Genomic DNA, 19,867 nt, shown 5'->3' on the forward strand with positions numbered 1-19,867 from the left:
GTGCAGAACGGGGCGACTCAACGCCCCATGGATCTGAGCAGCAGCGAGGCGAGTTCGTAGCGCGCCCGGCCGACCGGCTCACGAGGGTCGTATCCCAGGATCCGGGTGAAGTGCTCGTGCTTGCCCTGCAACGTCGAGTGGTGCATGCCGAGCTCCTGCGCTGCTGACCGCACACTGTCACCTCGCACCAGCGCGTCGAGCACCCGCACGGCACGATCGTCGAGTGCGGCGAGCGCCGAGACGTCCGGCACCCCAGCCGCGGTGGCGGCCAACTCCCGGACCGCGTCAGCGAGGATACCGAGGTCCGCGATGTCGACGACCCGGTGGGAGGCGTCCGTCATGCTGATGGCCATCTGCGCGTCCGCCCACGATCGCGCCAGCTGGGTCGCGACGCCCGGGCGTCCGATTCCGGCGACGCCGTCGACAGTAGACGGTCCCGGCACCGAGTCGGGACCGCTGATGATCGTCGCCCGCAGCACGCCACCGGTGCCGACCGTGAGGGCCGACGGACCGCCCTGCGGGTGCACCGACGGTGACGTCGCGATCACCCGCAGGGCGGAGCCGGAGAGGGACAGTCGTTCGGCGGCCTGCGATCGTTCCGACTCGGAACGATCGGCATCGAGCAGGATCTGCACCGACGAATCCGCCTGCGGGTGACGCCGCGACCGCAGGAGGGCCACGGCGAGCGCGAACCGTTCGAGCACGATTGCGTCGTTGGCGTGGGCGACTCCGACGCGTTCCAACCAGACGGACCCGTCACCGGCGACCGTGCGCGTCGGCCAGTCCGCGGATTCGACGGGCAGCCGGTGGCCGGCAGGATCGACGCGGACGGCAGCCTCCGGGGTACGCGCTCCTGCTGGCACCCCGGCCAGAACGGCTGCTCCGCGGGTGAGCGCTTCGGTGTTCACCCCGCCCGCGACGAGCGCGTCGAAGTAGGCGATGACCTTCAGACCTTCACTCGCCTCGGGATCCAAGGCGGTGAGGCGGCCGACGAGTTCCTGCATGGCGTCACTCCGATGTGCCTGTGACGACCCAGCATAGGGAACCGGGTCGTCACAGGCGATGACCTCAGGGCGCGAGCAGGCGAGCGACCCAGGCGTTCCGGGCGGCGGTCATGGCCCGGGCGAGTTCGGCGTGCGGCGCGAGCATGTCGAATCCGTGGAACCCACCCGGCCACACGTGGAGCTCGGCCTGGACGCCGGCCTGCCAGAGCGACGTCGCGTAGGCGACGTCCTCGTCACGGAAGACCTCTGCACTGCCGCAGTCGATGAAGGCGGGTGGCAGGCCGGTCAGATCGATTGCGCGTGCCGGGGCGGCATAGATGGAGACGTCGTCGCCTCCGACACGGTCGCCGAGCAGTGCGGTCCAGCCGGTGATGTTGCTGCCCCGGTCCCAGACGCCGACCCCGTCGATCTGCGTGGTCGAGACGGTGGCGTCGCGATCGTCGAGCATCGGGTAGATGAGGACCTGGCCGGCGAGCTCCGGACCGCTCCGATCGCGGGCCAGGAGCGCGACACCAGCGGCGAGCCCTCCACCGGCGCTCGCTCCGGCGATGATGAACCGAGCCGGATCGATGCCGAGTTCCTGCGCGTGCTCCGCCGTCCAGACGAGTGCGGCGTAGCAGTCCTCCACCGGGTACGGGTCGGGGAACTCCGGTGCGAGTCGGTACTCGACGGTGACGACCGTGGCGTCGAGTTCGACGATCCACGGCAGGAACTGGCCGAGCCCCACGAAGCGGTCGCCCATGACCATCCCGCCGCCGTGAGTGTGGAACACTCCGGGGCCGGTGCCGACCTTGCCGGCTCGCGCGAGCACGGAGACGGAGATCTCGGCACCCTCGTACCCGGCGATGGTCAGATCGCGGCGCTCGACCCCGGCTTCGGCGAGCATCTCGTCCACGGGGAGCGAGACCGGCGACGCCTGGCGCAGCATCGGGATCATGTCGGCGGTGAGGGTCGAGGGCATCAGATCGCCGACGGCGGCGAGGACCGCGGCGAGCTCGGGATCGAAGGGCGGGTGGTTCGCGGTCGCGGTCATGATGAACTCCAATGTCCACAGCGGATGACGGTGTCCCCAGTCTGCTGCTCGCGACTGCCCGACTCACCCGCCGAACGTGCCCGTCTTCCCGGCATCGCACCGCCATCTGGCGGGCTCCGCACGCGCTGAGTCGCCCGATTCTGCACGATCTCAGCCTGATTTCGTGCAGATCCGGGCGAACGAACGCGCCTAGTGCGGGTCGAGGCGGTTGAGCATCGCGACCGTCTGGTCGTACTCGCCGCGGACCTCGGCGTAGCGCAGGAACTTGACGTTCTCGACCTGGATCTCCGTGGCGTCGGGCTGCGACTCGATGAGGCCCATGACCTCGTCGGCGAACGCGTCGAGTGGCATCGCGAAGTCGCTCTCCTCCTGGCCGGGCATGAGCGAAGTGCGGACGGCCGGCGGGACGAGCTCGACGACACGGACGCCCGTGTCCGCCAGCTGGAGGCGGATCGACTCGCTCAGCATGTGGATGGCCGCCTTGCTCGCGTTGTAGGTCGGCGTCACCCGCAGCGGGGTGAAAGCGAGGCCCGAGGAGACGGTCATGATCGTGGCGTCCGGTCGGCTGCGGAGCTGCTCGCTGAACGCGCCGATGAGCCGGATGGGCCCGAGGACGTTCGTCGTGATGATCTCCTCGGCGGTCGCGACGAAGTCGGAACCGGTCCAGTCCTCGCCGCGCATGACGCCGGCCATCGTGATGAGCACGTTCATCTCCGGGTGCTCCGCGATGACCTGCTTCGCCGCGGCTTCGATGCTCGCAGGATCTGCTGTGTCGATCCGCACGGTGTGGAGGCCGGGCTCGTCGGCGGCGATCGACTCGAGGAGTTCGGTGCGTCGCCCGCCGATGATGACGGTGTTGCCGGCTGCGTGGAGGCGTCGTGCGAGAGCGAGGCCGATGCCGCTCGTCGCGCCAGGGATGAAGACGGTGTTTCCGGTGATCTGCATGCATCGAGTCTCCGTCGGTGACGACGGCCGCACCAGGGTGCAGCGATCCATGGATCCGCGATCCCTGGATCGCGTGGCCGCGGAGGCGGATACTGGCGTGATGAATCGCCCAGCGCTCGCCGACTTCCTCCTCCGACACCGATCGGCGTTGCAGCCCGCGGACGTCGGTCTGAGCAGCGGACCTCGGCGACGGACGGCCGGGCTCCGACGCGAGGAGGTCGCACAGCTCGCAGCGATGTCGACCGACTACTACGCGCGGCTCGAGCAGCAGCGGGGTCCGCAGCCGAGCACGCAGATGCTGGGTTCACTCGCGCGGGCGCTCCGATTGAGTGCCGAGGAACGCGACTACCTGTATCGGATCGCCGGACACAACGCACCGACCCGCCTCGCAGCGACCGACTACGTCGCGCCGGCGCTTCTGCGCGTCCTCGACCGGCTCACCGACGCACCCGCGCTCATCCTGTCGGCGCTCGGCGAGACGCTCGTCCAGAACGACCCGGCCCGGGCGCTGTTCGGCGATGCGAACCGGTACCGGGGCCTGGAGCGCAGCGCGATCTACCGCTGGTTCCTGCACCCCGAGGAACGCGAGCGATACCCCGCCGAGGACCGGGACCGGCAGAGTCGCGCGCAGGTCGCGTCGCTGCGTGCGGCCTACGGCTCGTTGGGGGCGCAGTCGCCGGCCGGCGAGATCGTCGAGGCGCTCACCGGGCACAGTGAGGAGTTCCGGCGGCTGTGGGCGACGCACGAGGTCGGGCGGCGCTTCGAGGACCACAAGGTGCTCATCCACCCCGAGATCGGCCCCATCGAGCTGGACTGCCAGGCCCTGTTCACCGAGGACCAGTCGCAGGCACTCCTCGTCCTCACGGCCGCGCCGCACACCGAGGCCGCAAGCAAGCTCAAGCTCCTCGCCGTGCTCGGGACGCAGACCTTCGAGGGTGCGCGGTAGCGGAAGCGCCGGCCGAACGGTTCAGGCCGTCGGTGCTGTCCGCAGCTTCCGACGCCGGACAGCCCCGCCGATCGCGACGCCGACGACCCCGACGATCACCGGGACGACCAGGCCGAGGACGACGACCGCGAGGAGCGCCAGGACGAAGCTCGGCATCAGCCCGCCGCCGATCAGGTCGACCACGAGTAGCGGGATGAACGCGAGCAGCACGAGCCATGCGAGCCCCGGCTGACGCGACACCGCGAGGATGCCGACCGCGAGCCAGACACCCGCACCCCACAGCAGGAGGCCGAGGGTGAAGCGCCAGGAGTCGTACGCCTGGTACGGCAGGAGTTGCGGACCGGGTGCGGCCAGATCCGGATTGCCGATCACGACCAGCGAGGCGACCACGAGGCCGAGAGCGGCGAGTACGAGGGCAAAGACACCGAAGACACGCACGGCTACCTCCTAGGGTCACGAATTCGATCAGATGTGGCCCAGCCAACCACACCGAGGGGAGATGTCCCCATTCCCTGCCCGTCGCGCACCGCGTACGTTCGAGGGATGAGCGACGACGGACGCACCGAGACCGGCGAGCAGTCACACACACCAGAGCAGGACAAGCTGCTGATCGAGTGGCTGGAGATGATGCAACCACGCCTCGCGCGATTCGAGGACTTCCTCACACCGCGCGAGGTCGTCACCGACTACACGCGGGACTCGCTCGTCTCCCTCGAGCAGCTCATCATCGACCGTTGGCCGGACCGCCATGTCTTCGCGCAGGAGCAGGACACCGATTTCACCGATGGCGCCACGCGATACATCGGCGAGACCTACCTGCGGATCGGCGGCGGCGGGTGGTTCGTGAACCACGATCCGGGTTTCCTGTACTCGGGTCGGCTCTGCATCCTGCTCGACGTCGAGATGCCCGTCCCGATCTCGCCACTCAACCTGATCACCACGATGCTGAGCCGACGCACCGGCAACGTCCTCACGAGGATCTGGGACGGGCAGACGAAGAAGATCGCCGAGCTGCGGGCGGCCAACCCGGGCTGGGAGCCGAAACGCGAGCCGTTCCCCGGCGCGATTCCGATGTCACGCTCGAGCTCAGCCTTCACCCCTTCGGTCCGCTGACCCCCTGGGTCTCAGCCATCCACGCGGTCGAACGGCCAGGCGAGGTGTGCTGGACTTGCCTGAGGGCCACCCGAGAGGACCAGTGGACGCACACTCATCTGCTCGATGCGATCACAGGCCTGCGAGAAGGTCAACTCGCAAGGGTGACGCTGCGATCCCCGAAGTCGGCGACAACCCGGACCTGACCACCCAACGCGGCGACGTACTTCCTGATGGTGTCGAGTTCGAACGACTCGAGCTGCCCGTGTTCGATGGCCGACACACGTCGCTGCGATACGCCCATCGTCTTACTGAGCTCCGTCTGCGTCAGATCAGCTTCCTTCCGCAGCGTGACCAGTTGATAAGCGAGCACTTCTGCCTTAGCGGCATGACGAGCGGCGGCGACGCGCTCCGGATCTCGGCCCAACTTCGCGCGCGCGCTCCCCCAACTCACTGGCTTCTCACTCATCGTCATCACCCTTCTGCCATTCACGAAATCGCTGTTCACCTTAGAACCCTTGGGTTCTGCTTGCAATCCGATCGAGCATGCCGATTCGGCACCCTCCGATACCCTGAGGGCAGTGAACCGTTCTCTCCCTCTGTGACCCAGAGCCCCTCCAGCGACACCCGTTCGCTCCTCCCACGAGGGGCGGTGATTTCGTGCGCCCGGAAAGGGAGCTCCCTGCGGAGTTCCCCTGCACCCCGGCTCCCACTCGAAACCACTCCGGAAAGAACACCCACACATGACGTCCATCGACGCTTCCTCCACCCCCTCCGACGACCGCTCGGCGCTTCGCGCGAACTGCGCTGACTGCTTCGCGCTCTGCTGCACCGCCTTCGGGTTCCAACGATCGACCGACTTCCCGATCGACAAACCAGCAGGCACGCCTTGCCTCAATCTGGCGGACGACTTCTCCTGCACCATCCACGAATCCCTGCGCCCACGAGGGTTCAGCGGATGCACCGTCTTCGACTGCTTCGGCGCGGGCCAGCTCGTCTCGCAGGAGCTCTTCAGCGGGACGAGCTGGCGGGAACGCCCCGACACGAGCGCCGAGATGTTCGCCACGTTCTCCGTGGTGCGCCAGCTGCAGGAGATGCGCTGGTACCTCGTCGAAGCCGCCGAGCGGACGGCCGCGTCAGACCTGGTGGTGCACGTCAGCCGGCTCCGTACCGGGATCCAGCGGACGCTCGACGGTGGCACCTCCGGGATCCTCGCCTGCGACGTCGAGTCCCTCCGCGCTGACATCCGAAGTGTGCTGATCGACGTCAGCGAGGAGGCGCGGGGCGGGTACCTTGCCGGCGCCGACACCGAGCCGGGCGACGACCTCCACCCCTCGGCGGACCTCGCCGGCCGCGACCTGCGCGCTCGTCGACTGTGCGGAGCAGACCTGCGCGGGGCTATCCTCATCGGCGCAGACCTCCGTGGAGCGGACCTGGCGGGCGTCGACCTGCTCGGCGCGGATCTCCGCGGTGCACGACTCGACGGAGCCGACCTCTCGGACGCCCTGTTCCTCACCCAGATGCAGCTCGACGCGGCACGAGGTGACGAGGCGACGCTCCTGCCGGCCACCCTCGACCGGCCGGGGCACTGGACGACGGCGAGTCACACCTCCTCCCCGACAGATGGGGAGTTGTCCCCGTAGGCCTCGGGCGGCCGTCCCCGATACCGTCGATGACATGATCCGCTTGCACCGCACCCTCGCCCTGACCGCCCTCGTCGCAGCGACCGCCGGGATCGCCCTCACCGGGTGCTCGAGCCCGCAGCAGGCACCCGACGACGCTCTGGCGCTCGGCATGGGCGTGACCGTCGAGGTCGGGACGGGCGTCGAGATGTCGTTCGCCATCGACGACGTCCGGGAGGGGAAGCTCAGCGACCTCGCCGAGATGGGCGTGCAGTCGACGCCGTCGGACGAGGGGAAGACCCCGTACTTCGTCACCTACTCGGTCACGCTGACGGACGGCGACATCAAGGACGCCGACCGTTCCGCGCTCCCCGTGCCGACGACGGACGAATGGAAGCTCAGCGGCACGGGCAGCTACCAGCCCATCAAGGTCCTGGGTCAGTTCGACTGCACCCCGGACGGCAACGCGACGGCCGGAGTGTCCCCCGACGCCCCGCTGGTCGCCTGCCAGGCCTTCCTCGGCGACAAGGACGCTCTGCCCACGGCCGTCGAGGTCAAGGACCTCGGCACCTGGGCGACGAAGGGCTGATCTCCCGCGACTCGAGCTGCACCTGCACCGGCGAACGGTCTTCCAGCGTGCGCCGGTGCAGGGTAATGTCTGCCGTGCGATAAGCGAACAGCGTGTTCCATTATCGAATTCTTGACGATGAAGTGAGGAATCGATGCAGTTCCACCACCACGGCTATGTCTCCGGTGATCCGCGGGTCCTGCCCGCAGCGGGCGTCGGGGTCGACCGACCCGACGATCTCCCGGACGAGATGGACGTCCTCATCGTCGGCAGCGGACCGGCCGGCATGATCGCGGCCGCCCAGTTGTCCCGCTTCCCGTCCATCACCACGCGCATCGTCGAGCGTCGACCGGGACGCCTCGCGATCGGTCAGGCGGACGGCATCCAAGCCCGCAGTGTCGAGACCTTCGACGCCTTCGGCTTCGCCGAGCGCATCACCGCCGAGGCGTATCGCATCACCGAGATGGCGTTCTGGCAGCCCGACGCCGAGGACCCAGGTCAGATCGTCCGCGGCGCCCGGCCACTCGACGACACCACCGGCGTCAGCGAGTACCCGCACCTCATCGTGAACCAGGCCCGAGTGCTCGACTACTTCGCCGAGTACATGGCGAACGCCCCGACCCGGATGCGACCCGACTACGGGTGGGCGTTCCAGGGACTCGAGATCGACGACGACGCGGAGTACCCGGTCGCGGTCACGCTGCTGGACACGAGCGACGAGTCCGCCGGCGAGACCAGGACCGTCCGCGCGAAGTACGTCATCGGAGCCGATGGTGCCCGGAGTGCCGTCCGCCAGGCGATCGGCTGCACCTTGGCCGGCGACCAGGCGAACCACGCGTGGGGCGTCATGGACGCCCTCGCCGTCACCGACTTCCCCGACATCCGCACGAAGTGCGCCATCCAGTCGGGTTCCGGCGGCAGCATCCTGCTCATCCCTCGCGAGGGCGGACACCTCTTCCGGATGTACGTCGATCTCGGCGAGGTGCCGTCGGGCGGCAGCGAGGCCGTGCGGTCGACCTCGATCGAGCAGATCATCGACCACGCGAACACCATCCTGAGCCCCTACCGGCTCGACGTGAAGCATGTCGCCTGGCACAGCGTCTACGAGGTCGGCCATCGCCTGACGGACCGCTTCGACGACGTCCCGATCGACGAACTCGGCTCGCGCACGCCGCGCGTCTTCATCACCGGTGACGCCTGTCACACCCACAGCGCGAAGGCCGGGCAGGGGATGAACGTGTCGATGCAGGACGGCTTCAACCTGGCGTGGAAGCTCGGCCACGTGCTCGAGGGCCGGAGCCCCGAGAGCCTGCTGGCGACGTATTCGGCCGAGCGTCAGGTCGTCGCCCGGGAGCTCATCGACTTCGACCGCGAGTGGTCGAGCCTCATGGCCAAGCGGCCGGAGGAGTTCGACGATCCCTCCGAGCTCGCCGACTTCTACGTACGGACGGCGGAGTTCCCGGCGGGCTTCATGACCGAGTACACCCCGTCGGAAATCGTCGGCGAGGCGACCCACCAGCACCTCGCGAGCGGCTTCCCGATCGGCAAGCGGTTCAAGTCCGCACTCACCTCGCGCGTCGCGGATGCCAACCACATCCATCTCGGACACCACGCCACGGCCGACGGGCGCTGGCGGATCTACGTCTTCGCGGATGACGCCTCGCCGTCGTCGGACCGATCGACGGAGCTGGCTGCCTGGCTGCAGGACGCACCGGAGTCGCCCCTCCACCTGGTCCCCGACGGCGTGCTGGCCGACGACTGGTTCGACGTGAAGATCGTCTACCAACAGCGCCACACCGACATCGACCTCGGCGCCGTCCCGCCGGTGTTCCTGCCGCGCGTCGGCCCGTTCGGCCTCATCGACTACGAGAAGGTCTACGCCCGCCATCCCGACGTCGACATCTTCGCCGACCGCGGCGTCGACCGAGCGGGTGCCGTCGTCGTCGTGCGTCCGGACCAGTACGTCGCCCACGTGCTCCCGCTCACGGCCACCGCAGAGCTCGCGGCGTTCTTCGACGGCGTGATGGGACGGCAGACGACGACCGCGAACGCCTGATCGTCAGGCGAGCTCGGCGTCGATGTCGGCGAGGTCCAGCACGAAGCGGTACCGGACGTCGTTGCGGGCCAGCCGATCGAGCGCGACGTCCACGTCGGCTGCCGGGACCACCTCGACGTCCGCTGTCACGCCGTGGGTGCTGCAGAAGTCGAGGAGGTCCTGCGTCCACCGGCGACCACCGCTCCCGGCCGACGTCAGACGCTTCCGGCCGAGGAGCAGGTCCATGGCCTGGATGTCGATCGGGCCGAGGTAGCCGAGCGAGCAGAGCGTCCCGTCGAGGTCGAGGACGCGGAGATACGGCACGAGATCGTGCTCCACCGAGACGGTGTCGATGACGAGGTCGAGGCTGCCGGCTGCCGCAGCCATGGCGTCGGCATCGGTCGAGACCACCACTCGGGACGCCCCGAGCCGCAGCGCATCGGTCGCCTTGCCCTCAGACGTGGTGAAGACGGTGACCTCGGCGCCAAGCGCGCGACCGAGGCGGACGGCGAGGTGACCGAGACCCCCGAGGCCGACGACGCCGAGTCGCGTCCCCTCCCCCACGCCGTTGGTGCGGAGTGGCTCCCAGACGGTGATGCCCGCACACATCAGGGGTGCGACACCGGCCGGGTCGAGGGAGATCGGGCGGTGGTAGACGAAGCTGTCGCGCACGACGTAGCGCCCGGAGTACCCGCCGAGCGTCGTGCTGCCGTCGACGCGGTCGCGGCCGGCGTACGTGAGCGTCGGGAACTCGACGCAGAAGTTCTCCTGATCGCGCAGACACATCGTGCAGGTTCCGCACGAGTCGACGATGTTGCCGACGGCGACGGCGTCGCCGGGCACGAAGGACGTCACGTCCGAGCCGACGGCGATGACTTCGCCGACGAACTCGTGACCGGGCACGAGCCCCGCACCCGGGCCCACGGAGGCGAGCGCGTGCAGGTCGCTGTGACAGACGCCGCAGTGCGTGACGCGGACATCGACGTCGTCCGGTCGGAGCTCGCGGCGTTCGATGACGGTCTGCTGGAGCGACCGAGGGGCGGCCGTGGACATGAGGGCGGTTGTGCGCATACGACCGATACTACCTACTAGTTGGTAGTATCGATACACTCGATCGATGAACACCGCAGAACAGACTCGTCAGCGCATCCTCGACGCCGCGACCGAGGAGTTCGCCACCCACGGCATCGCCGGCGCACGGGTGGACAGGATCGCCCAGCGCTCAGGCATGAGCAAGCCGATGATCTACGCCTATTACGGCGCCAAGGACCAGCTGTTCGACGCCGTCTTCGACGCGCACGTCATCGCCAACGGCGATCGCGTGCCGTTCACGGCGGCCGAGCTCCCCGAGTACGCGGCCCGGCTGTACGACGACTACCTCGCCGATCCGGCGCTCGCCCGCCTCGTCATGTGGAAGCGGCTCGAACGCGAGAGCACCGGGTACCTCTACAGCGGCCTCGAGGACCACGACCGCCGCCACCTCCGGGACATCGAGGCGGAGCAGCGAGCGGGATCGATCCGTCCCGACCTCGACCCGGCCGACGTCTGGGCGCTGCTCATCTCGACCGCGGCGACGTGGGCGCAGGCGTCCATGACCGTGGTCGCCACGTCCGCCGACGCACCCGAGGTCCACGACCGTCGGCGCTCGGCGCTGGCTGCGACGATCCGCGCCGGCCTCTGCACTCAGGAATAGCGCGGCGAGGATCAGCACCACGGCGAGCGCCGCGCTGAGCACCGTCGTACCGATCACGAGGAGCGCCACGATCGCGCCCAGCCCCAGTAGGACGGCGATCGCGAGGCGCCGTCGTGCACCGATCGCGACCGGAGGCGGAACCGCCTCGACACGGGCGAACACCGTCGCGACCAGTGCGGTCAGTGTCAGTGCCACCGCCAGCCAGAGGGGCCGTCCGAACCACCACCCGAGGCTGTCCGGCGCGGGGAGGGCGATGCCGGTCAGAAGCGCGAACACTGCCGACGCACCGGCCATGGCGAGGAGTACCGGCATGTGCCAGAGGTAGATCGTCATGGCGCGACGGGTGACGAAGTCGGTCACGAACGCGACCCGGCGACGCGCGCTCAGCCGAGTGAGTCGCTCGCGGACGAGCGACAGCAGTGCCGTGTGGGCGACCCCGACGAGGAGCAGCGCCGCGGTGGGCGGGTTGATGTTCGCGATGAGGTCGCTCGAGTACACGCCGGCCCACCAGGTGAGCACGAGGACGACGACCGCCCCGACACCGGCGAGCGCCCGGACACGCCGGCTGAGCGCGCCGATCGAGCCGTCCGCCAGGAAGAACCCGAGTTGCTGGAGCGCGGTCCAGACGAGGACGAGGTTGATGAATCCGAGGGCGTCGACACCAGTGGCAGCACGCAGGACGTCGACCAGCACGGCGGCGATGGCGAGTGACGCGATCGACCGGAGCGGTGCGCGCTCGTGGGCGGCGGCGAGCGCAGGCAGCAGTGCCTGGCAGAGCAGGAAGACGCCGAGGAACCAGAGTGGCTGGCCGAACCGGAAGCCGGCCATGGCGACGAGGTCGGCGGGGACACCGGCCACGGTCAGTATCGCGAGGGCGGCTCCCACATAACCGATGGTGACGATCGCAGGGAGCAACAGGCGATGGAGCCGCGCGGCGACGAACGCCGAGGCCGGCGCACCGTGCGACCGGTGGCGTCGGTACGCGAGCAGGCCGGCGAACCCGCCGATGACGAAGAAGAGCGGCATGACCTGCAGGATCCAGCTGAGCGGGGCGATCCAGGCGCTGCCGTCACTCGCGTTCTCGAACACGGGACCGGCGGAGGTCACCGTCACGCCGACCATCATCGCGTGCAGGACGACGACACCGACGATGCAGCAGGCACGCACGAGGTCGATGCCGCGGTCACGGTCACCCCGGGTGCGATCGAGCCCGGTGCGGACCGGTCTGGTGCGATCGATTCTGGCGTCGATCGGTGCTGCGTGGGTGATGGCCATGACGGTCCTCCTCGGTGATGTCCGAGGAGGTTACGAACGCGGCACCCGAGGGCACATCACCCGGCGGTGTCGTCGCGCCCCGTACCCAGGGGTGAGGCGCCGACGCGCGGAGTCCGCGTCAGCACGGTGCGACGAGTCCGGTGTCGTAAGCGAAGATGACGGCCTGCACGCGGTCGCGCGCGCCGACCTTGGCGAGGACCTTGCCGACATGGGTCTTCACGGTCTGCTCCGCGATGAACAGGGTCGCGGCGATCTCGCTGTTCGACCGCCCATGGCCGATGAGGACGAGCACCTCGCGCTCGCGCTCGGTGAGCTCCGCCAGTCGCGCGGCGCCATGCGAGGCGCGGGGCTTCTGCGCGGCGAACTGGGCGATCATCCGCCGGGTGACGCTGGGGGCCAGCAGTGCGTCACCGGCCGCCACCACCCGCACGGCGTGCACGAGGTCTTCGGGCAGCGCGTCCTTGAGCAGGAAGCCGCTCGCCCCGGCCTGCAGGGCGTCGTAGACGTAGTCGTCGATGTCGAAGGTGGTGAGCATGATGATGCGGGGGACCTTCGCCGCCGGGTAGCCCGGGCCGAGGATGCGCTTCGCCGCCTCGATGCCGTCGAGCTCGGGCATGCGGACGTCCATGAGGATGACGTCGGGGTCGAGCCGCGCCGACAGCGTGACCGCTTCGGCTCCGTTCGCGGCTTGCCCCGTCACCCGGATCCCGTCGTGGGCGTCGAGGAGCGCGGCGAACCCCGCTCGGACCATGGCCTGGTCGTCGGCGATGAGGACGTCGATCGTCATTGGCGGTCCTTCGTCGAGCTGGATCGGGGGCGAGAGGGCGTCGAGGTCGGCTCGCCGGTGGGCAGCACGGCCGTCACGAGCCAACCGCCGACACCGTCGGGGCCGGCGTCGAGGGTGCCGTCGAGAAGGGCGGCGCGTTCGAGCATGCCGCGGAGGCCGTGACCAGCGCCGTGCTCCCCCGCGCTCTGCGCAGGACCGTTGTGGATGCGCAGCTGCACCGCGGTCGCATCGACTCGGACGTCGACGACGATGGGCGCGCCCGGTGCGTGCCGGACCGCATTGCTCATCGCCTCCTGCACGATGCGGAACGCCGCGATCTGCACGGTCGGCGGGACGGGGACACCCTCGTCGCCACGGTCCATCGAGAGGGTGATGTCGGCGCCGACGCGACGCAGGCCGTCGGCGAGCGCCGGGAGGTCGTCCAAGCCCTGTTGCGGAGCGAGTTCTGCGACCTGGTCCTCGGTGCGCAGGACGCCGAGCAGACGCCGCATCTCGACGAGCGAGCCGCGCGCGGTGGCGGCGATGTCGTCGAACTCCGCCGCGGCGTCCTCGGCTAGGCCGGGCACGCGGTACTTCGCCGTCGAGGCCTGCACCTGGATCACGGACATGCTGTGCGCGACCACGTCGTGGAGCTCGCGGGCGATCCGGGTACGCTCCTCGACGAGCACGCGCCGGGACTGCTCGGCGGCGGAGATCTCACGCTCCCGGGTCAGTTCCTCGCCCACCCGGACGCGTCCCGAGACGAGCAGCGCCACGAGATATGCCACCCCCGCGACGGATGACGCGACGATGAGGTCCGCGGCCATGGCTGTCGCGTCGGCGGCGGACGGGACGAGGAGCGCCGCGACGAGCGAGCCCGCGATGCCGACGAGCAACGGGATGAGTCCCAACAGCCAGTCGTGGAGGAAGGTGACGACACCGACGAACACGGCGAAGGCGATGAGCGCGGGCACCGACCATGGCCACGGCCACACCGGATCGTGGTCGGGCGAGGCGACCAGCGGGAGCACGAAGGCCGCCGCGGAGAACAGCACGACCGCGACGCGTGGGAGCACGACGGACAGGAGTGGCGCGCCACAGACCGCGGCTCCGAGGAGGAACGACGCCGGGAGCACGGTGCCGTAGAGGAGGCTCTGGATCGGAACGAGGACGCTCAGCAGGACGACGCCGACGCCCGCGAGGACGAAGAGTCCGACGGTGCGGCGGGAGGTGCCGCGCGCCGTCCGATCCATGAGGGTCATTGTCCCATCAGCGCCAGGGCCGGCGGGTGCTCCTCGGTGTCTGACTCCGCCGGCGTCCCGTCGCCGGCCGCATCGGACCGCTCACGGCGACGACGACGGATGGCTGCGACCCGGTCGACGACCAGGCCGAGGACGAGCGCGACGCCCACACCGAGCACGGAGCTGAGGAACGGCTGGTCCTCGAAGAGCTTGCCGGCGACCACGCCGATGATCGCGCTGTAGGCGGCCCAGGTCGCGCCCCCGATGACACTGAGCGGCAGGAACCGTCGCCACGGGTATCGGAGGGCACCGGCGGACATGTTGACCACGACGCGGCCGACCGGGATGTACCGCGCCCCGAGGATCAGCGGGGCGCCTCGATGCCCGAGCGTCCGCCCTGCCCGATCGAAAGCCGCCGCGATCCGGGGACGCCGCATCCACGCGAAGCGCGTCGTGCCGACCCCGCGGCCGATGAGGTAGGCGATGTTGTCGCCGATCGCCGCACCCACGGCCGCGACGGCGCAGAGGAGCAGGAGGTTCGATCCGCCGGTCGAGACCGCGACGGCTGCCGCGGCGACGAGCACCGTCTCGCTCGGGATCGGCGGGAAGAACCCGTCGATGACGGCGGTCGCGAACATCACCACGTAGAGCCACGGTGAGGTCACTGCGTTGAGGATGAGCTCGTTGATGACGTCCATGCTCCGACGCTACGAAGCGGACGGCGCCGCAGCATCACCCTGGGGTATCGCGGACCCCCTACCCCGGTGGTGTTCTGCGACGCCGCCGGTGCCGGTCCTCGCCGGTGCCGGTCCTCGCCGGTGCCGGTCCTCGCCGGTGCCGGTCCTAGTCGACGACGGCCGGGACCTTCGGTTCGGCGTGCCCACGCGGGGCGAGCGCTTCGTGCGTGCTGACCTCGTAGGCGTTCTCGGCGTGGAGGACGACGTCGAGACCCTGTGCCTCCGTCTCGGCCGAGACTCGGATGCCCATCGTCTTGTCGAGCACCTTCGCGAGCACCCAGGTGATGGAGAAGGTGTAGACGAAGACGGCGACGATCGCGAGCGCCTGCTTGCCCAGGAGCAGGAAGCCGCCACCAGCGAGGAGCCCCTCTCCACCGCTCGGCGCGAGCGGCACCGCGAGGACACCGATGAGGAGGCCACCGACCACGCCGCCGACGAAGTGCAGGGCGGTGACGTCGAGGGCGTCGTCGAACCCGAGGCGGACCTTGAGGCTCACCGCGAAGTAGCAGACGACTGCTGCTGCGGCACCGATCGCGAGCGAGCCGAGCGGGGTGACCGCACCGCAGGACGGGGTGATGGCGACGAGTGCGGCGATCGCGCCCGAGCAGGCACCGAGGGTGGTGGGGTGACCGTCGCGCAGCTTCTCGACGACGAGCCAGACGATGACGCCCGCGCAGGTCGCGGCGACGGTGTTGAAGACGGCGACGGCGGCGTTGTTGTCGGCGGCACCGAGGGCGCTGCCGTCGAAGCCGATCCAGCCGACGAAGAGCAGGCCGGCGCCGAGGAGCGTGAGCGGGAGGCTGTGCGCCTTGGGCTGCGACGGGAAGCCGTTCCGCTTGCCCAGGACAATGGCGAGGGCGAGTGCGGCGACCCCGGAGTTGACGTGGATCGCGGTGCTGCCGGCGTAGTCGATCGAGCCGATCGTGTTGGCGAGCCACCCGCCCTGCACGCTGCCGTCAGCGGAGTCGAAGGCGAAGACCCAGTGCGCGACCGGGAAGTAGACGAGCGTCGACCAGACACCGGCGAAGACCATCCATGCGCTGAACTTCATCCGACCGGCGGCAGCACCGGCGACGATCCCGATCGTGAGACCGGCGAACATCAGGTGGAGTGCGGCGAGCGCCAGCGGCGGAAGGGCGCTCCCCTCAGGCGCGACGAGCAACTGACCGAGGCCCGGGTACTCGGTGGGGTCGCCGATGAGCCCGAGGCCGCCGAGGCTGTCGCCGAAGACCATCGAGTAGCCGAACGCGACCCAGAGGATCCCGACGAGGCAGAACGACGCGAAGATCATCATCATCATGTTCATGGTGACGCGACGACTGACCATCCCGCCGTAGAACATCGCCAGACCGGGCAGCATCAGCGCCACGGCCACCACCGCCGTCAGGAGCCATGCCGTGTTGCCCGCGATTGCAGCCGTATCCATCCGGACCTCCAGGGTTCGCGCGGGATCCGAAGCGGACGACCGCATTTTCAATAGGTCATCCAATTGTCGTGACGACCGGTTTCAATGCAGTATCGAATCCGTTTCGTGTTCGTTACGGGATCAGCGGAGCGGACACCCTCCAGAGGGCCGCGGCGTACCGTCGGGGGATCAGCCGGCCGCGAGGTCGAGCGCGAGGGCAGCCCGCTCGACGTCTGCGAGTGCAGCGCGGTCGACCAACAGGCTGTGGAGGGTGGCGGAGGCGGTGCGCCGCGCGAAGGCCCTGATGCGGTCCGTCTCGCTCGCACCCTCGGCGGCCTCGACCGGCGGGTACTGCGCGGCGATGTCGCCGGAGCCATAGCGGTAGGCCTTCTGCATGCCCTCGTTGGCGTGGAGTGCGGCCGCTGCCGCCCACTCCGGCGTCTCGCTGCCGCCGAGCACGAGGGTCCCCTGCTCGACGCCGTCGCGGATGAGTCCGGCGATGAACGAGAACAGCGTGCGGTAGTCGTCCCAGAACGACGCGAGGTCGTCGGGATGCTCCGCCGCGAGCCGCTCGATCTCGTTGTAGTCGAAGGGCGCCTCGCAGATCGCGACGCCGTCCTCGTAGAGGACGCGGTAGAGCTTCGCGGGAACCTCAGCCTCGATCGGGCCGAGGGCCTCCGCGGCGCCGACCGACTGGCGGTTCGAGGCGGCGGTCGCCCGCAGCACCTCACGCTTGTTGGCGAACCAGTAGTAGAGCGAGGACTGCTTCATCCCGCACGCCTCGGCGAGCATCGTCATGCTCGTGCGCTCGTACCCGCGCTCGGCGAACAGCCTGGTCGCGACCTGGATGATCTCCTCACGAGGATCCTCGGCGGCGATGCCGCTCGCGCGAGGACGACCGGGCGATGCTCCTGTGCGGCCGGCCATCGATCACCACTCCCTGCTCGCGGACACCTCCGCCAATCCTACGGGCGGGCACAGCAGCTCACCTCTCGCCCAGCAGCTCCCGCATGGCCGCCTCGATCACGGCCGTCTCGGCGGCACGCACGCCAGGCCGCCCCGCCACATGGCCGAGGTCGGACTCGATCACCCGCACCTCGCTCCGAGGCATCATCGCCGACTCCAGGACGTTGTCCTCGACGGTGAAGTAGAGGTCGGTCGACGACGGCATGACGAGGCTCCGCGCGCGCACTCCGCCGAGCGCCGCGGCCAACCCGCCCTCGACCCCTCGCCCGGGATCCGCCCGCTGCCAGGTGCGCAGCATCGCGAGCAGGTCGTTCGCGTCCCACCGCTCGTGGTCGGCCGCCCAGCCCTCGAGGAGGTCGGCGACGTCGGCGTACCCGAGCTCTCGGTAGGTCCCGTCGCGGAAGAACGCCTGCGAGTAGGCCCACCCCGCATACACCGTCCCGAATGCGCGGAGTCCGGCCCGCGGCGGTGTCGTGTAGCGGCCGCCATCGAAGGCCGGATCTGCCCGGAGCGCCGCCTCGACACCCGCCAGGAAGACGGCGTTGTGGGGGGAACACCGCGCGGCACCGGCGACGGGGAGGAACGCGTCGACGAACTCCGGGTACCGCACCGCCCACTCGTACGCCTGCAGCGCGCCCATCGACCAGCCGGCGATCAGCCGCCAGCGACGAACACCGAGGTGCTCGGCGAGCTGCCGTTGCGCACGGACGTCGTCGCCGATCGAGACCTCGGGGAACGCGGCACCGCGCACCTCCTCAGCCGCGTTCGACGGCGACGTCGAGACGCCGTTGCCGAACAGGTTCACCGAGACGATGAACCAGCGGGCCGGGTCGAGCGCCCGGCCCGACCCGATCCACGGCTCGTAGCTCGCGTGCGTCCCGGTGTAGTAGCTCGGGAGCAGGACGGCGTTGTCGCCGTCGGCGTTCAGCGCGCCCTGCGTCGTGTACGCGAGCCGCGCCTCCGGGAGGTCCGCGCCGGACTCCAGTGCGAACCTCCCGAGGTCGAGGACCTGGTGCATCGGGATCAGAAGAACTTCAGGTAGCGAGCGGTCTCCCAGTCCGACACGTGCGCCTGGTACTCGTTCCACTCCTGGCGCTTGTAGTCGATGAACGCGTCGTACATCGCCTCGCCGAACACGGCACGCGACAGCGAGTCGGTGGCGAACTCGTCGACCGCCTCGCCGAGGCTGCGCGGCAGCATGCCGATGCCGAGCTGCGCGACCTGCGCCTCGGTGTAGTCGTACATGTTCTCGGTGTGCGGCGCTCCCGGGTCGAGGTCCTCACGGATGCCCTCGAGGCCTGCGGCGAGGATGAGCGCCGCCCCGAGGTACGGGTTGCAGCTGATGTCGGCCGCCCGGCACTCCACGCGCCCGCCCTGGAGCGGCACGCGGAGCATGTTCGTCCGGTTGTTGTTGCCGTAGCTCACGAAGACCGGCGCCCAGGTGGAACCCGACATGCTGCCCTGACGCACGAGCCGCTTGTAGCTGTTGACCGTCGGCGCGATGACCGCCGAGAGTGCCGGCGCGTGCTTGAGGACACCGGCGATGAACTTGTAGCCGAGCTCCGAGATGCCGCAACCACGCGGGTCGTCATCGGTCTCGAAGAGGTTCTCGCCGGTCTCGATGTCGGCGAGCGACATGTTGAAGTGCGCACCCGACCCGCTCCGGTCGGCGAACGGCTTCGGCATGAAGGTCGCGAAGTAGCCGTGCTTGCGGACGATCTCGTTGGCCATCAGCCGGAAGAACACGGCGCGGTCGGCCATGGTGAGCGCGTCGGAGTAGTTGAAGTCGATCTCGAACTGCCCCGGGGCGTCCTCGTGGTCGAACGAGTACACGCCCCAGCCCATCTCGGTCATCGCCTCGACCAGCTCGGTGAGCCAATCGAGGTTGTCGAGCGCGGCGGTCGCCGTGTAGCAGGGCTTCGCGAGGTCGTCGCGGTCGCTGACCTCGGTCACGCCCTCCGGGGTGTCCTTCAGGACGAAGAACTCGGTCTCGATCCCGAGGTTGAAAGTGAAGCCCATCTCGGCCGCCGCGTCGAGCTGGCGCTTGAGGATGTTACGCGACGCCGCCTCGAACGGCTCGCCCTTCGTGTAGAGGTCGCTCGCGAAGAAGGCGACGTCCTTCCGCCACGGCAACTGCACGGCGCTGTCGAGGTCGGGGCGCGCGGAGAGCTCCTCGTCGCTGATCGCCTGCGGGAGGCCGTCGAGCGCAGCCCCGGTGAAGAGCTCCGATCCCCCGGCCATTCGCTCGAGGTGCGACAGCGGGACGAACTTGGTCTTGATGCTGCCGTGCATGTCCACGAAGCTCGCCATGGCGTACTTGACGCCGGCCTCCTGCAGTCGGGCGCGGACGGACTCCACGGTGGTAACGGTCTCGACGACGGTCATGGGATGCTCCTCCGGTTGCGTCGCTGCCCTCGCCGCGACTCATTTCGATACTGTATTGAAAGTATGCGTGGGTGGAGTTTCGATGCAGTGTCGAAAATGTTTCCGGGGTGTGAACCCTGCACTGAGGTGCACTGGAACACAGAACCGGCGCCCG

19 protein-coding genes and 1 pseudogene are annotated in these 19,867 nt (G+C 69.3%); 6 read left to right on the top strand and 14 right to left on the bottom strand.

Features of this window, described 5'->3' with window-relative positions:
• Positions 1-17: 17 nt before the first annotated feature.
• The 3 genes from ACZZZB_RS08830 to ACZZZB_RS08840 form a co-directional block, all read right to left on the bottom strand.
• Positions 18-1,004 (bottom strand): CdaR family protein, encoded by a 987-nt coding sequence (locus tag ACZZZB_RS08830; RefSeq protein ID WP_192004185.1) that lies wholly within the window; start codon positions 1,002-1,004, stop codon positions 18-20.
• A 64-nt stretch (positions 1,005-1,068) separates the two neighbouring features.
• Positions 1,069-2,037, bottom strand: a complete 969-nt coding sequence (locus ACZZZB_RS08835) for an alpha/beta hydrolase (protein WP_192004184.1) — start codon at positions 2,035-2,037, stop codon at positions 1,069-1,071.
• A 189-nt stretch (positions 2,038-2,226) separates the two neighbouring features.
• A complete protein-coding gene (locus ACZZZB_RS08840; protein WP_463529477.1) occupies positions 2,227-2,982 on the bottom strand; it encodes an SDR family oxidoreductase in 756 nt (251 codons plus the stop codon).
• Between the two features lie 100 nt (positions 2,983-3,082).
• Here ACZZZB_RS08840 and ACZZZB_RS08845 point away from each other — a divergent pair, with 100 nt between their 5' ends.
• Positions 3,083-3,928 carry a helix-turn-helix transcriptional regulator gene (locus ACZZZB_RS08845; protein ID WP_463530552.1) on the top strand — a complete coding sequence of 282 codons (846 nt, stop codon included), beginning with the start codon at positions 3,083-3,085 and terminating at the stop codon, positions 3,926-3,928.
• A gap of 21 nt (positions 3,929-3,949) precedes the next feature.
• Here ACZZZB_RS08845 and ACZZZB_RS08850 read toward each other — a convergent pair whose 3' ends face one another.
• Positions 3,950-4,366: a hypothetical protein gene (locus tag ACZZZB_RS08850; protein ID WP_079704590.1), complete on the bottom strand. Its 417-nt coding sequence runs from the start codon at positions 4,364-4,366 to the stop codon at positions 3,950-3,952.
• 105 nt (positions 4,367-4,471) lie between these two features.
• Between ACZZZB_RS08850 and ACZZZB_RS08855 the strand changes: the two genes are divergently transcribed.
• Entirely contained in the window at positions 4,472-5,041 is a 570-nt protein-coding gene (locus ACZZZB_RS08855; RefSeq protein WP_463529478.1) for a hypothetical protein, read from the top strand.
• Positions 5,042-5,171: 130 nt separating this feature from the next.
• Here ACZZZB_RS08855 and ACZZZB_RS08860 read toward each other — a convergent pair whose 3' ends face one another.
• On the bottom strand, positions 5,172-5,528 hold the full coding sequence (locus ACZZZB_RS08860; RefSeq protein ID WP_463529479.1) for an XRE family transcriptional regulator: 357 nt from the start codon (positions 5,526-5,528) through the stop codon (positions 5,172-5,174).
• Between the two features lie 235 nt (positions 5,529-5,763).
• On the opposite strand from ACZZZB_RS08860, the gene ACZZZB_RS08865 reads away from it, so the two are divergent.
• The 3 genes from ACZZZB_RS08865 to ACZZZB_RS08875 all read left to right on the top strand — a co-directional run bounded on the left by ACZZZB_RS08865 (position 5,764) and on the right by ACZZZB_RS08875 (position 9,266).
• Complete coding sequence (locus ACZZZB_RS08865; protein ID WP_463529480.1) at positions 5,764-6,663, top strand: pentapeptide repeat-containing protein; 900 nt, start codon at positions 5,764-5,766, stop codon at positions 6,661-6,663.
• A 34-nt stretch (positions 6,664-6,697) separates the two neighbouring features.
• Entirely contained in the window at positions 6,698-7,231 is a 534-nt protein-coding gene (locus tag ACZZZB_RS08870) for a hypothetical protein (RefSeq protein WP_463529481.1), read from the top strand.
• A 133-nt stretch (positions 7,232-7,364) separates the two neighbouring features.
• The gene (locus ACZZZB_RS08875; protein WP_463529482.1) at positions 7,365-9,266 is read left to right on the top strand and encodes an FAD-binding monooxygenase; all 1,902 of its coding nucleotides are present in this window, start codon (positions 7,365-7,367) and stop codon (positions 9,264-9,266) included.
• Between the two features lie 3 nt (positions 9,267-9,269).
• On the opposite strand, the gene ACZZZB_RS08880 is transcribed toward ACZZZB_RS08875, so the two are convergent.
• Positions 9,270-10,316 carry an NAD(P)-dependent alcohol dehydrogenase gene (locus tag ACZZZB_RS08880; RefSeq protein ID WP_463529483.1) on the bottom strand — a complete coding sequence of 349 codons (1,047 nt, stop codon included), beginning with the start codon at positions 10,314-10,316 and terminating at the stop codon, positions 9,270-9,272.
• 46 nt (positions 10,317-10,362) lie between these two features.
• Here ACZZZB_RS08880 and ACZZZB_RS08885 point away from each other — a divergent pair, with 46 nt between their 5' ends.
• Positions 10,363-10,938, top strand: a complete 576-nt coding sequence (locus ACZZZB_RS08885) for a TetR/AcrR family transcriptional regulator (RefSeq protein WP_137243165.1) — start codon at positions 10,363-10,365, stop codon at positions 10,936-10,938.
• A gap of 165 nt (positions 10,939-11,103) precedes the next feature.
• Here the strand turns inward: ACZZZB_RS08885 and ACZZZB_RS08890 are convergent.
• From ACZZZB_RS08890 to glnT, 8 genes and pseudogenes are all read right to left on the bottom strand, one after another.
• Positions 11,104-12,213: pseudogene (locus tag ACZZZB_RS08890) on the bottom strand (acyltransferase family protein); the annotation flags it as partial.
• A 118-nt stretch (positions 12,214-12,331) separates the two neighbouring features.
• Positions 12,332-13,000, bottom strand: coding sequence for a response regulator (locus ACZZZB_RS08895; RefSeq protein ID WP_137242701.1), 669 nt, complete (start codon positions 12,998-13,000; stop codon positions 12,332-12,334).
• Positions 12,997-14,232 carry a sensor histidine kinase gene (locus ACZZZB_RS08900; protein ID WP_228501443.1) on the bottom strand — a complete coding sequence of 412 codons (1,236 nt, stop codon included), beginning with the start codon at positions 14,230-14,232 and terminating at the stop codon, positions 12,997-12,999. The genes ACZZZB_RS08895 and ACZZZB_RS08900 overlap by 4 nt, the downstream gene beginning before the upstream one ends.
• A gap of 5 nt (positions 14,233-14,237) precedes the next feature.
• Positions 14,238-14,918 carry a DedA family protein gene (locus ACZZZB_RS08905; RefSeq protein WP_191940116.1) on the bottom strand — a complete coding sequence of 227 codons (681 nt, stop codon included), beginning with the start codon at positions 14,916-14,918 and terminating at the stop codon, positions 14,238-14,240.
• A 145-nt stretch (positions 14,919-15,063) separates the two neighbouring features.
• Entirely contained in the window at positions 15,064-16,383 is a 1,320-nt protein-coding gene (locus ACZZZB_RS08910) for an ammonium transporter (RefSeq protein ID WP_463529484.1), read from the bottom strand.
• Positions 16,384-16,551: 168 nt separating this feature from the next.
• Positions 16,552-17,289, bottom strand: coding sequence for a TetR/AcrR family transcriptional regulator (locus ACZZZB_RS08915; protein WP_463529485.1), 738 nt, complete (start codon positions 17,287-17,289; stop codon positions 16,552-16,554).
• 58 nt (positions 17,290-17,347) lie between these two features.
• Positions 17,348-18,346 carry an alpha/beta fold hydrolase gene (locus tag ACZZZB_RS08920; protein ID WP_463529486.1) on the bottom strand — a complete coding sequence of 333 codons (999 nt, stop codon included), beginning with the start codon at positions 18,344-18,346 and terminating at the stop codon, positions 17,348-17,350.
• Positions 18,347-18,351: 5 nt separating this feature from the next.
• Positions 18,352-19,713, bottom strand: a complete 1,362-nt coding sequence (gene glnT / locus ACZZZB_RS08925) for a type III glutamate--ammonia ligase (protein ID WP_064295821.1) — start codon at positions 19,711-19,713, stop codon at positions 18,352-18,354.
• Between the last annotated feature and the right edge of the window lie 154 nt (positions 19,714-19,867).

The organism is Plantibacter sp. AC185, from assembly GCF_979258065.1.

Coding starts and splice junctions, on each gene's coding strand:
- ACZZZB_RS08830 (WP_192004185.1), bottom strand. CDS start 1,004: ATGCAGGAACTCGTCGGCCGCCTCACCGCCTTGGATCCCGAGGCGAGT.
- ACZZZB_RS08835 (WP_192004184.1), bottom strand. CDS start 2,037: ATGACCGCGACCGCGAACCACCCGCCCTTCGATCCCGAGCTCGCCGCG.
- ACZZZB_RS08840 (WP_463529477.1), bottom strand. CDS start 2,982: ATGCAGATCACCGGAAACACCGTCTTCATCCCTGGCGCGACGAGCGGC.
- ACZZZB_RS08845 (WP_463530552.1), top strand. CDS start 3,083: ATGAATCGCCCAGCGCTCGCCGACTTCCTCCTCCGACACCGATCGGCG.
- ACZZZB_RS08855 (WP_463529478.1), top strand. CDS start 4,472: ATGAGCGACGACGGACGCACCGAGACCGGCGAGCAGTCACACACACCA.
- ACZZZB_RS08865 (WP_463529480.1), top strand. CDS start 5,764: ATGACGTCCATCGACGCTTCCTCCACCCCCTCCGACGACCGCTCGGCG.
- ACZZZB_RS08870 (WP_463529481.1), top strand. CDS start 6,698: ATGATCCGCTTGCACCGCACCCTCGCCCTGACCGCCCTCGTCGCAGCG.
- ACZZZB_RS08875 (WP_463529482.1), top strand. CDS start 7,365: ATGCAGTTCCACCACCACGGCTATGTCTCCGGTGATCCGCGGGTCCTG.
- ACZZZB_RS08880 (WP_463529483.1), bottom strand. CDS start 10,316: ATGCGCACAACCGCCCTCATGTCCACGGCCGCCCCTCGGTCGCTCCAG.
- ACZZZB_RS08885 (WP_137243165.1), top strand. CDS start 10,363: ATGAACACCGCAGAACAGACTCGTCAGCGCATCCTCGACGCCGCGACC.
- ACZZZB_RS08895 (WP_137242701.1), bottom strand. CDS start 13,000: ATGACGATCGACGTCCTCATCGCCGACGACCAGGCCATGGTCCGAGCG.
- ACZZZB_RS08900 (WP_228501443.1), bottom strand. CDS start 14,232: ATGGATCGGACGGCGCGCGGCACCTCCCGCCGCACCGTCGGACTCTTC.
- ACZZZB_RS08905 (WP_191940116.1), bottom strand. CDS start 14,918: ATGGACGTCATCAACGAGCTCATCCTCAACGCAGTGACCTCACCGTGG.
- ACZZZB_RS08910 (WP_463529484.1), bottom strand. CDS start 16,383: ATGGATACGGCTGCAATCGCGGGCAACACGGCATGGCTCCTGACGGCG.
- ACZZZB_RS08915 (WP_463529485.1), bottom strand. CDS start 17,289: ATGGCCGGCCGCACAGGAGCATCGCCCGGTCGTCCTCGCGCGAGCGGC.
- ACZZZB_RS08920 (WP_463529486.1), bottom strand. CDS start 18,346: ATGCACCAGGTCCTCGACCTCGGGAGGTTCGCACTGGAGTCCGGCGCG.
- glnT (WP_064295821.1), bottom strand. CDS start 19,713: ATGACCGTCGTCGAGACCGTTACCACCGTGGAGTCCGTCCGCGCCCGA.